Annotated in this window: 12 protein-coding genes; 10 read left to right on the top strand and 2 right to left on the bottom strand. The window is 73.6% G+C overall.

Annotated elements, in window-relative coordinates:
- Positions 1-30: 30 nt before the first annotated feature.
- Entirely contained in the window at positions 31-1077 is a 1047-nt protein-coding gene (locus AMK25_RS15050; protein ID WP_198937547.1) for a glucose 1-dehydrogenase, read from the bottom strand.
- A 102-nt stretch (positions 1078-1179) separates the two neighbouring features.
- Between AMK25_RS15050 and AMK25_RS15045 the strand changes: the two genes are divergently transcribed.
- Together AMK25_RS15045 and nuoH are read left to right on the top strand one after the other, a co-directional pair.
- Positions 1180-2016: an NADH-quinone oxidoreductase subunit C gene (locus AMK25_RS15045; protein ID WP_073828979.1), complete on the top strand. Its 837-nt coding sequence runs from the start codon at positions 1180-1182 to the stop codon at positions 2014-2016.
- Positions 2016-2978, top strand: coding sequence for an NADH-quinone oxidoreductase subunit NuoH (gene nuoH, locus AMK25_RS15040; protein WP_064446633.1), 963 nt, complete (start codon positions 2016-2018; stop codon positions 2976-2978). The genes AMK25_RS15045 and nuoH overlap by 1 nt, the downstream gene beginning before the upstream one ends.
- Positions 2979-3128: 150 nt before the next feature.
- Here nuoH and AMK25_RS15035 read toward each other — a convergent pair whose 3' ends face one another.
- The gene (locus AMK25_RS15035; RefSeq protein WP_443189912.1) at positions 3129-4175 is read right to left on the bottom strand and encodes a glutathione S-transferase family protein; all 1047 of its coding nucleotides are present in this window, start codon (positions 4173-4175) and stop codon (positions 3129-3131) included.
- Positions 4176-4269: 94 nt separating this feature from the next.
- Here AMK25_RS15035 and AMK25_RS15030 point away from each other — a divergent pair, with 94 nt between their 5' ends.
- The 8 genes from AMK25_RS15030 to htpX all read left to right on the top strand — a co-directional run bounded on the left by AMK25_RS15030 (position 4270) and on the right by htpX (position 12166).
- Entirely contained in the window at positions 4270-4692 is a 423-nt protein-coding gene (locus tag AMK25_RS15030) for an ester cyclase (protein WP_073828977.1), read from the top strand.
- 73 nt (positions 4693-4765) lie between these two features.
- On the top strand, positions 4766-5356 hold the full coding sequence (locus AMK25_RS15025; protein WP_241826364.1) for a NuoI/complex I 23 kDa subunit family protein: 591 nt from the start codon (positions 4766-4768) through the stop codon (positions 5354-5356).
- The gene (locus tag AMK25_RS15020; protein ID WP_073828975.1) at positions 5353-5895 is read left to right on the top strand and encodes an NADH-quinone oxidoreductase subunit J family protein; all 543 of its coding nucleotides are present in this window, start codon (positions 5353-5355) and stop codon (positions 5893-5895) included. Before AMK25_RS15025 ends, AMK25_RS15020 begins: the two co-directional genes overlap by 4 nt.
- Entirely contained in the window at positions 5892-6251 is a 360-nt protein-coding gene (gene nuoK / locus AMK25_RS15015) for an NADH-quinone oxidoreductase subunit NuoK (RefSeq protein ID WP_073828974.1), read from the top strand. The genes AMK25_RS15020 and nuoK overlap by 4 nt, the downstream gene beginning before the upstream one ends.
- Positions 6248-8173, top strand: a complete 1926-nt coding sequence (locus AMK25_RS15010; RefSeq protein WP_073828973.1) for an NADH-quinone oxidoreductase subunit 5 family protein — start codon at positions 6248-6250, stop codon at positions 8171-8173. Before nuoK ends, AMK25_RS15010 begins: the two co-directional genes overlap by 4 nt.
- Complete coding sequence (locus AMK25_RS15005) at positions 8170-9675, top strand: complex I subunit 4 family protein (protein ID WP_073828972.1); 1506 nt, start codon at positions 8170-8172, stop codon at positions 9673-9675. The genes AMK25_RS15010 and AMK25_RS15005 overlap by 4 nt, the downstream gene beginning before the upstream one ends.
- Positions 9672-11138, top strand: coding sequence for an NADH-quinone oxidoreductase subunit N (locus AMK25_RS15000; RefSeq protein ID WP_073828971.1), 1467 nt, complete (start codon positions 9672-9674; stop codon positions 11136-11138). The genes AMK25_RS15005 and AMK25_RS15000 overlap by 4 nt, the downstream gene beginning before the upstream one ends.
- A 149-nt stretch (positions 11139-11287) precedes the next feature.
- Positions 11288-12166 carry a zinc metalloprotease HtpX gene (gene htpX, locus AMK25_RS14995; protein ID WP_073828970.1) on the top strand — a complete coding sequence of 293 codons (879 nt, stop codon included), beginning with the start codon at positions 11288-11290 and terminating at the stop codon, positions 12164-12166.
- Positions 12167-12273: the final 107 nt, after the last annotated feature.

Here is a 12273-nt window from a genome sequence, read left to right as displayed (position 1 = left end):
GGCGCGGGGCGCCGGCGGCGGCGCCCCGCCTCACTGCGTGAAGTCCAGCACCGCCTTGATGTCCTCGCCGGTGCGGGCGTACGCCTCCCGGTAGTTCAAGACCGGTACGCGGCGGGTGATCAGCGACGTCAGCCAGGACTGGTCGGCCTGGGCGAGCGCCTCGGCGGCCAGGTCCCAGTGCCGCCGGCCGGCGTTCACCGAACCGAACACCACGTTGTTCTCCAGCACCAGCTCCCGATTGAGCGCCCCGGCGTCGAAGTTGATGGTCCGGCCGCCGCTGGACACGCCGGTCAGGCAGACGATCCCGGTGGGCGCGGCCTTGCACATGGCGTCCAGCACCACCGTCGGCGCGCCGGTGCACTCGATCACCACGTCCGGTTTCACGTCCAGCTCGGTCACCGACGACGTGTGGTACGTGGCGCCCAGCGCCCGGACCAGGTCCGGCTTCGGCCCCGTCGTGTTGCGGTCCAGCACGTGCACCGACAGCTCACGCTGGCTGCCGAGCAGCGCCGCGAGCAGGCCGATCGGCCCCGCTCCGGTGATCAGCACGCTCTTCGGCTTCCACTCGGCGCGGAGCCCGATCCGCTCGATGTGGTCCCACGCCTTCGCCACCACGCTGGCCGGCTCCAGCAGCATGCCCACCGACGCGAGAGCCGGGTCCAGGCCGACGGCGAACTTGGGCTGCAGCCGCCAGCGTTCCCGGGCGAAACCGGGCAGCCCTTTGATGCCGTGCTCGGTGTACTGCCCGTTGCGGCACATGTCCCACTCGTCCACCGCGCAGTTCGCGCAGGGCACCGGGTCGGGGTGGCGGACCACGCCCGCCACCAGGTCGCCGGGCTGCAACGTGCCGGTCGGGTCCTCCAGCACCCGGCCCAGCGACTCGTGCCCGAGCACCAGCCGCTCCTGGCCCGGCGGCGCCTCGCCGTACTCGCCCGCGACGATCTCGTGATCGGTGCCGCAGACGCCCACCGCCAGCGCCTCCACCAGGATCGCGCCCTCCTCGGGCGCCGGCTCGGGCCAGTCGTCGACCAGCCGCAGCGAGTCCGGGACACCGGGGGTCACAGTCACAGCGAGCACGTACCTCATCTTTCCGCGCGCTCCCGCCGCCCGTCCGGCAAAGCGACGATCCCGCACGGGCGGCCCGACCCGGTCCGCAGCCGTCGGCCATAGGATCAGCGCATGACTCCGGAAGAGGTCGGCCGGCGGGTGGTCGAGCTGCTCGCGCCCGTGGCGGCCACCGCGTCGGTCTCCGGCGGCCAGGGGTACGCGCGCGCCACCGTCGACGTACCCCCGGCGAGCTGGGCGGACGCGGTGCGTGCGGTGCGCGACGACGCCGAGCTGGGTTTCGACTTCCTCGACTGGCTCTCCGCGGTGGACGAGCTGGCCGACGGCTTCGACGTGGTGCTGCACCTCTGGTCGGTCCGGGGCCGGCACGGGTTGCTGCTGCGCACCCGGGTCCCCCGCGACGCGCCCGTCGTCGCCTCGGTGGTCGACCTGTTCCCCGGCGCGGCCTGGCACGAGCGGGAGACCCACGAGATGTTCGGCATCGACTTCGCCGGCCACGGCGAGCTGCGGCCGCTGCTGCTGCCGCCGGAGTTCGAGGGGCACCCGCTGCGCAAGGAGTTCGTCCTCGCCTCCCGCGTCGCCAAGCCGTGGCCCGGCGCCAAGGAGCCGGGCGAGTCGGAGGCGGGCGGCGGCCGTCGGCCGGTCCGGCCGCCGGGCGTGCCCGCGCCGGGTGAGTGGGGCACGACGCCCACGCCGGCGGGTGCGGCGGGCGCCGGTGAGGGCCCCCGTGGGGGTACGCCGGCCCGCCCGGCCCGGGAGCGCCCGGCGCGGCCCTCTCCGGGGGAGCGTCCGGCGCGTGCTGCCCGTCCTTCGGCCGCTGAGGGCGCTGCCGGGTCCGCTGCTGCTCCGGCGGTCGATGAGGCGGGTCCGCTCGGTCGGCCGCTGCCAGGGGAAATTCCGACCGGTCCGCCCCGTCAGCAGCCGGACCCCGACGCGGCGGGGGAGAGCTGATGCCGGACTGGTTGGAGCTGGTCCTGCGCGTGGCGGGCGTGCTCGTCGCGTTCCTCACGCTGCCGCTGATCGTCGGCCAGGCCGAACACAAGGTGATGGCGCACATGCAGGGCCGGCTGGGCCCGATGTACGCGGGTGGCTTTCACGGCTGGGCGCAACTGGTGGCCGACGGCATCAAGTTCGTGCAGAAGGAGGACGTCACCCCGCGCGACGCGGACCGGCAGGTCTTCCGGCTGGCGCCCGCGGTGGCGCTGGTGCCGTACCTGCTCGTGCTGCTGGTGATCCCGCTCGGGCCGGGTGACCTGGTCGCCCAGCCGTTGGACATCGGCCTGTTCTTCGTGCTCGCAGTGGTGGGCGTCGGGGTGCTGGCCGTGCTCATGTCCGCGTGGGCGTCGGCCAACAAGTACAGCCTGCTCGGCGGGCTGCGCGGCGCGGCCCAGTTGCTCGGGTACGAGCTGCCGCTGGTGCTGGCCGCCGCTTCGGTGGCGATGGCGGCCGGCACGCTCAGCCTGTCCGGCATCGTGGAGGCCTGGCAGCCGTGGTGGCTGCTCTGGCAGGCGCCGGCCATGGTGATCTTCTTCGTGGCGGGGCTGGCGGAGATCCGCCGCCCGCCGTTCGACATGCCGGTGGCCGACTCCGAGCTGGTCTTCGGCTACATGACCGAGTACACCGGCCTGCGGTTCGCGTTCTTCCTGCTCGCCGAGTACGTCGGCATCGTGGTGATCGCGGCGCTGACGACTGTGCTGTTCCTCGGCGGCTGGCAGGGTCCGTTCGCCGACGCGCAGCTCGGCTGGCTGTGGACGCTGCTGAAGGTGTTCGCCGTCGCCTTCGTGATCATCTGGCTGCGGGTGAGCTACCCGAGGCTGCGCGAGGACCAGCTCCAGCGCCTCTGCTGGCTGGTCCTGGTCCCTCTGGCCCTGGCCCAGCTCGTCCTGACCGCCGCAGTCCGCCTGGCCCTGTAACCCTCCCGCCCCGCCCCTCGCCCTTCCCTCCCCGCCCTCTCCCCGTCGATCTTGCGCTTTCTGCCCCGACGAAAGGGGCATAGTGCCCAGGTTTGGGGCGCGAAGTGCAAGATCGACGCGGCGAGAGAGGGCGGGGGCGGGAGGGGCGGGTCAGCGCAGGGGGGTGTGGGACGGGTCTACTCGCTCGGACGGAGCGGGGGGCGGGGGTGGGGTGCCGTCGCCGAAGGGGCGGCCGCCCAGCTTCTCCCGGCCGTGCGGGGTGAGCCAGTTGCTCAGGTCGGGGCCGAGCGGCACGATCCCCGTCGGGTTGATGTCCAGGTGGACCTCGTAGTAGTGCCGCTTGATGTGGTCGAAGTCGATGGTGTCGCCGAACCCGGGCGTGGTGAACAGGTCCCGGGCGTACGCCCACAGCACCGGCATCTCGCTGAGCTTCTGCCTGTTGCACTTGAAGTGCCCGTGGTAGACCGGGTCGAAGCGGACGAGCGTGGTGAACAGCCGTACGTCCGCCTCGGTGATCGTGTCGCCGACCAGGTAGCGCTGCCCGGCCAGCCGCTCGCTCAGCCAGTCGAGCCGGTCGAACAGCCGGTGGTACGCCTTGTCGTACGCCTCCTGGCTGCCGGCGAAGCCGCACCGGTAGACGCCGTTGTTGACGTCCGCGAAGACGACAGCGTTCACCTCGTCGATCTCGGCGCGCAGCGGTTCCGGGTAGAGGTCCGGCGCGCCCGGCCGGTGGTGCTCCGTCCACTCGGTCGACAGGTCCAGGCTCATCTGCGCGTAGTCGTTCGTCACCACCTGCCCGGTGGGCACGTCGACGAGCGCCGGCACGGTGATGCCGCGCTCGTAGCCGGGGAAGCGGGCGAAGTACGCGTCGGCCAGCCGCTCGATGCCGAGTACCGGGTCCTTGCCGTCCGGGTCCAGGTCGAACGTCCAGCTGCGCTTGTCGTGGGTGGGCCCGGCCACCGCCATCGAGATGGCGTCCTCCAGCCCGAGCAGCCGCCGCACGATGATCAGCCGGTTCGCCCAGGGGCAGGCCCGGCTGACCGCGAGCCGGTACCGGCCCGGCTCCACCGGCCAGCCGTCCCGCCCGTCGGCGGTGATCCGGGTGGCGATGTAGCGCTGGTCCCGGGTGAACTCGCCACCCGGTTCCACGTACTTGCCGCCGGTTCGGTCCAGGACCTCGTCGTCACTGCCGCCCACGCCCACCTCCGAGTTCGCTTTTCGCTCCCATCATGGTCGCTCCGGCGGCTCCCGGCAGGTCGAGCGCGTCACAAAGGGGCATAGGCTGCCCGCCGTGACCGATGTGGAGACGGCGGCCCGGCGTTTCGTCGCCGACGTGTGGAACGCCGGACGCGAGGAGAGCGCGTACGAGCTGGTGGCAGCGGAGTGCCCGGGCCTGGGCGGCACCGGACCGGCGGCGATGCTGGCCTGGCACCGGGACCGGCGGGCGTCGTTCCCCGACCTGCGCTACAAGATCGTTGACGTGGTGGCGACCGGCACGCGGGTGGCCGTGCGCTGGCGGGCCGCCGGCACCCAGGCGGGCCAGTTCGGCCCGGTGCCGCCGACCGGCCGGGTGGTCAGCTACTCGGGCGCGACGTTCCTGCGCTTCGACGACGACGGCCGGATCGTGGACGTGTGGAGCGTCAACGAGCTGTTCCAGGTGCTCCAGCAGCTCGGCGTGGAGATGCTGCCCCCGCTCACACCCGGCGAGGCGTGATCCGGTCGCACGCCCGGGCCAAAGCGCCGGGTGGTGGTCGCGCGCGCGGGGGTCACAGGGCAGGATGGGCGGCATGAGCGAGCACGGTGGAGTGCCCGGCGGAGGTCTGGTCAAGGGCCTGGCGGTCACGTTGAAGACGATGACCCGCCGCTCGACCACCCAGCAGTACCCGGATGTGGCGCCCGAGCTGCCGCCCCGCTCCCGTGGCGTGATCGCGCTGCTGGAGGAGAACTGCACCGTCTGCATGCTCTGCGCCCGCGAGTGCCCGGACTGGTGCATCTACATCGACTCGCACAAGGAGGAGGTGGCGGTGCCCGGCGCCGCCCGTCCCCGCCAGCGCAACGTGCTCGACAAGTTCGACATCGACTTCTCGCTCTGCATGTACTGCGGCATCTGCATCGAGGTCTGCCCGTTCGACGCGCTCTACTGGTCGCCGGAGTTCGAGTACGCCGAGTACGACATCAAGGACCTGCTGCACGACAAGGACCACCTGGGCGAGTGGATGGCCACCGTCCCGCCGCCGCCGGCCCACGACCCGCTCGGCGACCCCTCCAAGGAGGAGACCACCGCCGCCCGGAAGGCGGCGGGTCCGTCGGCCCGTCCGGCTCCTTCCCGGGTACGCCCCGACGCCGCCACCGATCCGGGCGGAGGCGCTGCCTCATGACCGGTGCGGACGTGCTGCTGCTCGCGCTGGGCGCGGTGGCGGTGGGCGCCGGCGCGCTGGTGGTCGCCACCCGGCACCTGGTCCGGGCCGGGTTGTGGCTGGTGGTCTGCCTGGGCGCGCTGGCGGGTGACTACCTGGTGCTCACCGCCGAGCTGGTGGCCTGGGTGCAGGTGCTCATCTACGTCGGCGCGGTGGTGGTGCTGCTGTTGTTCGCGGTGATGCTGACCCGCGCGCCGATCGGGCCGTCGGACGACCTGGACCGGCCCGGCTGGGCCGCCGCGCTGGTCGGCGGCGGCAGCGGACTCGGCCTGGCGGTGCTGCTCATCGACGCGTTCCGCTGGTCCCGGGTGGACCTGCCCGCCGCGGGCACCGCCGAGCGTATCGGCGAGCAGGTGTTCCGCTCCTGGGTGCTGCCGTTCGAGGTGCTGTCGGTGCTGCTGCTGGCCGCGCTGGTCGGCGCGATCGTGCTCTCCCGCCCCGACATCGGCAGCCGGTCCGCCGACGCCGCGCAGCCCGCCGACGAGGGCGGGCGCCAGTGAGGCCGGTCATCCCGTACGTCACCGCCGCGCTGCTGTTCGGCCTCGGCGTGTACGGCGTGCTGCGCCGCCGAAACGCCGTCCTGGTGCTGATGGCGGTGGAGTTGATGCTGAACGCGGTGAACCTGGTGCTGGTCACCGCCGACACCACCGTCAAGGCCGTGCTGCCGCACTCCGGCCAGGTGTTCGCGCTGTTCGTGATCGTGCTCGCCGCCGCCGAGATCGGTGTCGGACTGGCCATCGTGCTCCAGCTCTACCGGCTGCGTGCCAGCGTCACAGTCGACGACGTGCCGCTGGCCGAGCCGGCGCCCGCGGTGACCCCGGCCGAGCGGCCGGATGCGGAAGGAGCGGTCCGGTGAGCACGCCGACGTTGTGGCTCGCGGCGGTGCTGCCGGCCGCGCCGCTCGTCGCCGGCCTGCTCGGCCTGCTGCTGCCGCCGGCGCCGCACCAGGACCGGGCCTCGGCCCGGCGGCTGGCGGTCGCGCTGGGCGTGGCCGGGGCAGCCGTGTCGCTGCTGGCCGCGCTGGCGCTGCTGGTCCGTGTGGACGCCCCGGTCGAGGCGTCCACCACCTGGGTCGACCTGGGCGGGCTGCGGGTCACGCTGGGCCTGCGGCTGGACGGCGTGGCGGTGCTCGTCGCGACGGCGGTCGCCGCTGTGGCGCTGGCCGTGCAGGTCTACTCGATCGGCTACCTGCGCCGGGGCCCGCACGACGATATGGACGTCGACCACCGCTACCCGCCGTACGCGGCTCAGCTCAGCCTCTTCACCGCCGCCATGCTCACGGTGGTGGTGTCCGGTGACCTGATCATGCTGCTGGTCGGCTGGGAGGTGATGGGCATCTGCTCGTACCTGCTCATCGCCCACGACCGGCGGCTGCCCGAGGCGCCCGGCGCGGCGGTGAAGGCGTTCCTGGTCACCCGCGTGGGTGACGTCGGGTTCCTGCTCGGCATCGCGCTGCTCGGCGTGGGCGCGGGCAGCTTCCGGATCGCCGACGTGCTGGCGCACGACTACGGCACCGGCACGCTCACCGCCGCCTGCCTGCTGCTGCTCGCCGGGGTGGCCGGCAAGAGCGCCCAGTTCCCGCTGCACACCTGGCTGCCGGACGCGATGGCCGGTCCCACGCCGGTCTCCGCGCTGATCCACGCGGCCACCATGGTCGCGGCCGGCGTGTACGCGGTGGCCCGGCTGTTCCCGCTGTTCGAACGCGCCCCGGCCGCGCTCGCCGTACTCGGCGTGATGGCCGCGATCACGATACTGCTCGGCGCGTTCGCCGCCACCGCCCAGGACGACATCAAGCGGGTCCTCGCCTGGTCCACGGTCTCCCAGATCGGCTACATGACCGGCGCGCTGGCTGTGGGCGCACCGGCTGCCGCGCTGTTCCACCTGCTCACCCACGCCGCGTTCAAGGCGCTGCTGTTCCTCGCCGCCGGTGCGGTGATCCACGCCGTCGGCACCACGCTGATGTCCCGGATGGGCGGCCTGCGTACCGGCATGCCCGTGACGTTCTGGTGCATGGTGGTCGGCCTGGGCGCGCTCGCCGGCGTACCCCCGCTCTCGGGTTTCTGGAGCAAGGACGGCGTGCTCGCCGCCGCGGAGGCGGCCGCGCTCGACGGCGCCGGGCCGACAGCGGCCTGGGTGGGCTGGCTGGTCTGGCTGGCCGGGCTGGTCGGGGTGGCGGTGACCGCCTGGTACGCGACCCGGCTGCTGCTGCGCACCTTCCTCGGCGCGACCCGCACGCCGCTGCTGCGCCCGCACGACCCGCCCGCCCTGCTGCGCTGGCCGGTCCTGCTGCTCGCGGTTCCGGCCGCGCTGCTCGGCCTGGCCGCATTCGCGCCCTGGTTCGCCGACCGCCTGCGTGTGCCGGGCGACGACACCGGCGAGGCGGTCGAGCTGGTGCACCTGGCGCCGAACCTGATCCTGCCGTTCCTGCTGCTGCTCGTCGGCGCGGGCGTCGCCTGGGCGGGCTGGCGCCGCGACCCGGCCGCCGACCCGGCCCGCTTCCTGGGTCCGCTGCGGCCGGTCTTCGCCCGGGCGTTCCGGCTCGACGACGTCCAGCACACCCTCGTCATACGCCCGACCGGCGCGTTGGCGCGGGTCGTGCGTACCGGTGACGAGCTGGGCGTGGACGGGCTGGTCGAGGGCAGCGGCCGGGCGGCGGTCGAGGTGGGCGGCGGGCTGGCCGCGCTGCACCGGGCGGCGCTGCCGCGCGCGGCGGCCGGGGTGCTGGCAGGCGCGCTGCTGATCGGCCTCGCGGTCGCGCTGATCGGAGTGACCTCATGACGTTCGGGCAGGTCCTGCTGGTCGCCGTGGTCGCGGTCCCGGCGCTCGGCGCGCTGGCCACAGCGGTGGTGCCGGGCGACCGGGCCGGCCGGGTGGTCGGCACCGTCGCCGCCGCGCTGACGCTGCTGGCGACGCTGCCGCTGGTCGGCGGCGACCACGGCTGGTTCGGGTACGGGCCGCGTCCGGCGGTGCAGCCCTGGCACCAGGTCGACCTGCAGTGGGTGCCCGGGCTCGACCTGCGCTTCCACCTCGGGGTGGACGGCATCTCCTGGCCGCTCGTGGTGCTGACCGCGCTGCTCACGCTGCTGTGCTGCGCGTACACGCTGTGGCGGGTGCCGCCCGGCGGCGGCAGCGGGCGGGCGCTGGTGGCGTTGCTGCTGGTGGTCGAGGTGGGCATCCTCGGCACCTTCCTCGCGCTCGACCTGGTGTTGTTCTTCCTGTTCTTCGAGGTCGTCCTGCTGCCGATGTACGCGGTCATCGCCGGCTGGGGCGGCGCGGACCGTCGGCGCGCGGCCCGCAAGTTCGCGCTCTACACGCTGTTCGGCTCGGTGCTGCTGCTGGTCGGCGTCTACGTGGTGGTGGCCGCCGCGGGCACCGCCGACCTGGTCGCGCTCACCGGCGGCGCAGGGCTGTCCCGGGGCACCCAGCTCGCCGCGTTCACGCTGCTGGCGCTCGCGTTCGCGGTGAAGAGCCCGCTCTGGCCGCTGCACTCGTGGCTGCCCGACGCGCACACCCAGGCACCAACTGTCGGCAGCGTGATCCTCGCCGGGGTGCTGCTCAAGATGGGCACGTACGGCATGATCCGGGTCGCTGTGGGGGTGGCCCCGGAGGGCGCCCGCTGGGCCGCGCCGGTGCTCGGCGTGCTCGCCGTCGCCGCGATTCTGATCGGTGGCCTGGTCTGCCTGGCGCAGGACGACCTGAAGCGGCTCATCGCGTACTCCAGCGTCGGGCACATGGGCTTCGTGTTGCTCGGGATCGCCACGCTCACCGCCACCGGGCTCCAGGCCGCGCTGATCGGCAACATCGCCCACGGCGTCATCACCGCGCTGCTGTTCTTCCTGGCCGGCGCGGTCAAGGACCGCGCGCACACCGGCTCGCTGGCCGAGTTGTCCGGGCTGCGGGAGACCGCGCCCCGGCTGGCCGGGCTGCTCGGCTTCGCGGCCGTCGCCTCGCTGGGGCTGCCCGGCCTGGCCGGGTTCTGGGGCGAGGCGTTCGCCGTGGTCGCCGCCGTGCAGCGGGGCGGCCCGCTCTGGCTGACGCTCGCCGTGCTGGCCGCGCTGGGCGGGGCGCTGACCGCCGCCTACTTCCTGCGGCTGCTGCGCCGGGTTTCGCACGGGCGGCCCAGCCCGGCGGTGGCCGGTCTCGCACCCGGCGTGGCCGGCGCGGAACTGACCGCGTGGGCGCCGCTGGTGTTGCTCGCGCTCGCGGTCGGCCTGGCCCCGGCGCTGGTCCTGTCCTACGCCTCCGGCCCGGTGGAGGCGCTGCTGGGGGTCGTCCCATGAGCCTGGTGCAGCCTGTCGACAACGTGGCGATGCTGCCCGCGTACCTGGCGGCCGGCACCGCAGTGCTGGTGCTGCTGGTCGACCTGCTGGTGGCGCGGCCCGCCGTCACCGTCGCCGTGGCGGCGCTCGGCGCGACCGGCACCGCCGTGGGCGCGGCGCTCGTCGGCGCGGGCGACACCCGGCGCACGTTCTGCGTCGGCGACGACTGCTCCTGGGTGTGGAACGGCCGGGCCGCACTGGTCGGGGCCGTGATCGCCCTGCTCACGCTCGGCGTGCTGGCGCTGTCCGGCCCGCTGCTGCGCGCCGGGCGCACCCCGGTCGGCGAGTACTGCTTCCTGCTCGCCTGCGCGATGACCGGTGGCGTGGTGCTCGGCGCCGCCGGTGACCTGATCACGCTGATCGTGGCGCTGGAGACGCTGACGCTCCCGCTGTACGTGCTGGTCGGCCTGCGCCGGGGCAGCCTCGCGGGCGCCGAGGCGGCGGTGACGTTCTTCGTGGTGAGCGTGGTCGCCACCACTGTGACGCTGCTCGGCGCGGCGCTGCTCTACGCGGTCACCGGCACGCTGCACCTGGACCGGCTCGGCGCCACCCTGGCCGCCCGCGACGACCTGACCGACCTGCCGCTGACCGGCGTCGCGGTGGCGCTCGTGGTGGCCGGGCTGGCGTTCAAGGTCGCCGCGGTGCCGTTCCACGCGTGGGCCCCCGCCACGTACGACGGCGCGCCGCTGCCGGTGGCCGCGTACCTGTCGACCGCCTCGAAGCTCGGTGGCGTGGTGGCGCTGCTGGCGGTGGTGCAGCGCGCGCTGCCGGGCGACATGACCGGCCCGGTGCTGGCGGCGCTGGCAGTGCTGACCATGACCGTCGGCAACCTGGTGGCGCTGCGCCAGCGGCGTACCGTGCGGTTGCTGGCCTGGTCGTCGGTGGCCCAGGCGGGGTACATCCTGGCCCCGCTGGGCGCGCTGGCGCTGGCCGCGGGCCGCACCGGCGACGCGCGGGCGGCCGCGTACGCGGCAGCAGTCGCGTACGCGATCTTCTTCGTGCTGCTGGAGCTTGCGGCGTTCGCCGCTGTGGTGGCGTTGCGCCCGGCGGACGGTGACGGCGGCACGCTGGCCGACCTGCGCGGCGCGGCGCGGCGGCACCCGTGGGTGGGCGGCGCGTTCGCGCTGGCCCTGATCGGGCTGGCCGGCCTGCCACCGGGCCTGGCCGGGCTGTTCGCCAAGGTGACAGTGGTACGCGCGCTGCTGGCCGGGCACGCGGGCTGGCTGGCGCTGGTGGTGGCGCTGAACGCGGTGATCGGCCTGGCGTACTACCTGCGGCTCACCGCCTCGCTCTACGCGACGCCTGCGGGCGCGGCGGTGGTCCGCCCCGCGCGGACCGTGGCGCTGGCGCTCGGCGTGGCCACCGTGGCGGCGGTGGTGATCGGCTTCGCACCGCAGCTGGTGCTGGACGTGGCGGCGCGCTGACCGGTTCGTGCCCTGGTGGGCGACCGCTTCAGCGTGTGCACAGCAACATCCAGCCAACTTTCAGCCATGAGCCGGATGGTTGACGGGTACCGGTGTGTTGAACCGGTCAGCGGGCCTCCCGCAAGGGTCCGTGCACCGAAGGAGAGATCGTGCATCACAACCGTCTCAAGACCGCAGCGCTGCTCGGCCTGTTGACCTCGCTGATCCTCGCGATCGGCTACTGGTTCGGCGGTAGCGGCGGTCTCGTCATCGCCGTCGTCATCTCGTTGCTGATGAACGGCGTCACCTACTTCTTCTCCGACAAGCTCGCACTGCGCTCGATGAAGGCGCAACCGGTCACCGAGGCACAGTTCCCCGAGCTGTACCAGATGGTGCGGGAGCTCTCGACGCTCGCCGGCAAGCCGATGCCCCGCCTCTACGTGAGCCCGACCTCGCAGCCCAACGCGTTCGCCACCGGCCGCAACCCGGAGAACGCGGCGGTCTGCGTCACCCAGGGCATCGTGGAGGTGCTGGACTACCGGGAGCTGCGTGGCGTGATCGGCCACGAGTTGTCGCACGTCTACAACCGGGACATCCTCATCTCCAGCGTCGCGGCCGGCCTGGCCGGCATCATCACGATGCTGGCGAACCTCGCCTGGTTCATCCCGCTGGGCTCGTCCGACGACGAGGACGGCCCGAACCCGGCCGTGCTGCTGCTCACGCTGATCCTCGGCCCGATCGCCGCCACGGTGATCCAGCTCGCGATCAGCCGGAGCCGGGAGTACCAGGCCGACCAGTCCGGCGCCGAGCTGAGCCGCGACCCGCTGGCACTGGCCAGCGCCCTCCGCAAGATCCACATGGGTACGCAGGCGCGCCCGCTGGCGCCGCAGGGCCAGCTCGCCAGCACCGCGCACCTGATGATCGACAACCCGTTCAAGCGGGGCGGCGGCATCGCCGCGATGTTCGCCACCCACCCGCCGATGGAGCAGCGGGTGGCCCGCCTGGAGCAGATGGCCCGCAACTCCGGGCCGGTGCAGTTCCAGCGCTGACCCGCAAGTACACACCACCGCGCCCGCGCCCGCGTCCCACGACGCGGGCGCGGTGGTGTGTCCGGGCACAATGCGTTTCCCCCGGCCATCACGCGCCGTTAGGGTCG

This window comes from Micromonospora sp. TSRI0369, from assembly GCF_001905625.1.
GTDB lineage: Bacteria > Actinomycetota > Actinomycetes > Mycobacteriales > Micromonosporaceae > Micromonospora > Micromonospora echinospora_A.
The sequence above is the reverse complement of the archived record's forward strand: the minus strand, read 5'-3'. Positions and strand labels throughout refer to the sequence as shown.

Excerpts from the sequence above, each read along its gene's own strand:
- AMK25_RS15045 (WP_073828979.1), top strand. The coding sequence starts at position 1,180 with ATGACTCCGGAAGAGGTCGGCCGGCGGGTGGTCGAGCTGCTCGCGCCC.
- nuoH (WP_064446633.1), top strand. The coding sequence starts at position 2,016 with ATGCCGGACTGGTTGGAGCTGGTCCTGCGCGTGGCGGGCGTGCTCGTC.
- AMK25_RS15025 (WP_241826364.1), top strand. The coding sequence starts at position 4,766 with ATGAGCGAGCACGGTGGAGTGCCCGGCGGAGGTCTGGTCAAGGGCCTG.
- AMK25_RS15020 (WP_073828975.1), top strand. The coding sequence starts at position 5,353 with ATGACCGGTGCGGACGTGCTGCTGCTCGCGCTGGGCGCGGTGGCGGTG.
- AMK25_RS15005 (WP_073828972.1), top strand. The coding sequence starts at position 8,170 with ATGACGTTCGGGCAGGTCCTGCTGGTCGCCGTGGTCGCGGTCCCGGCG.
- AMK25_RS15000 (WP_073828971.1), top strand. The coding sequence starts at position 9,672 with ATGAGCCTGGTGCAGCCTGTCGACAACGTGGCGATGCTGCCCGCGTAC.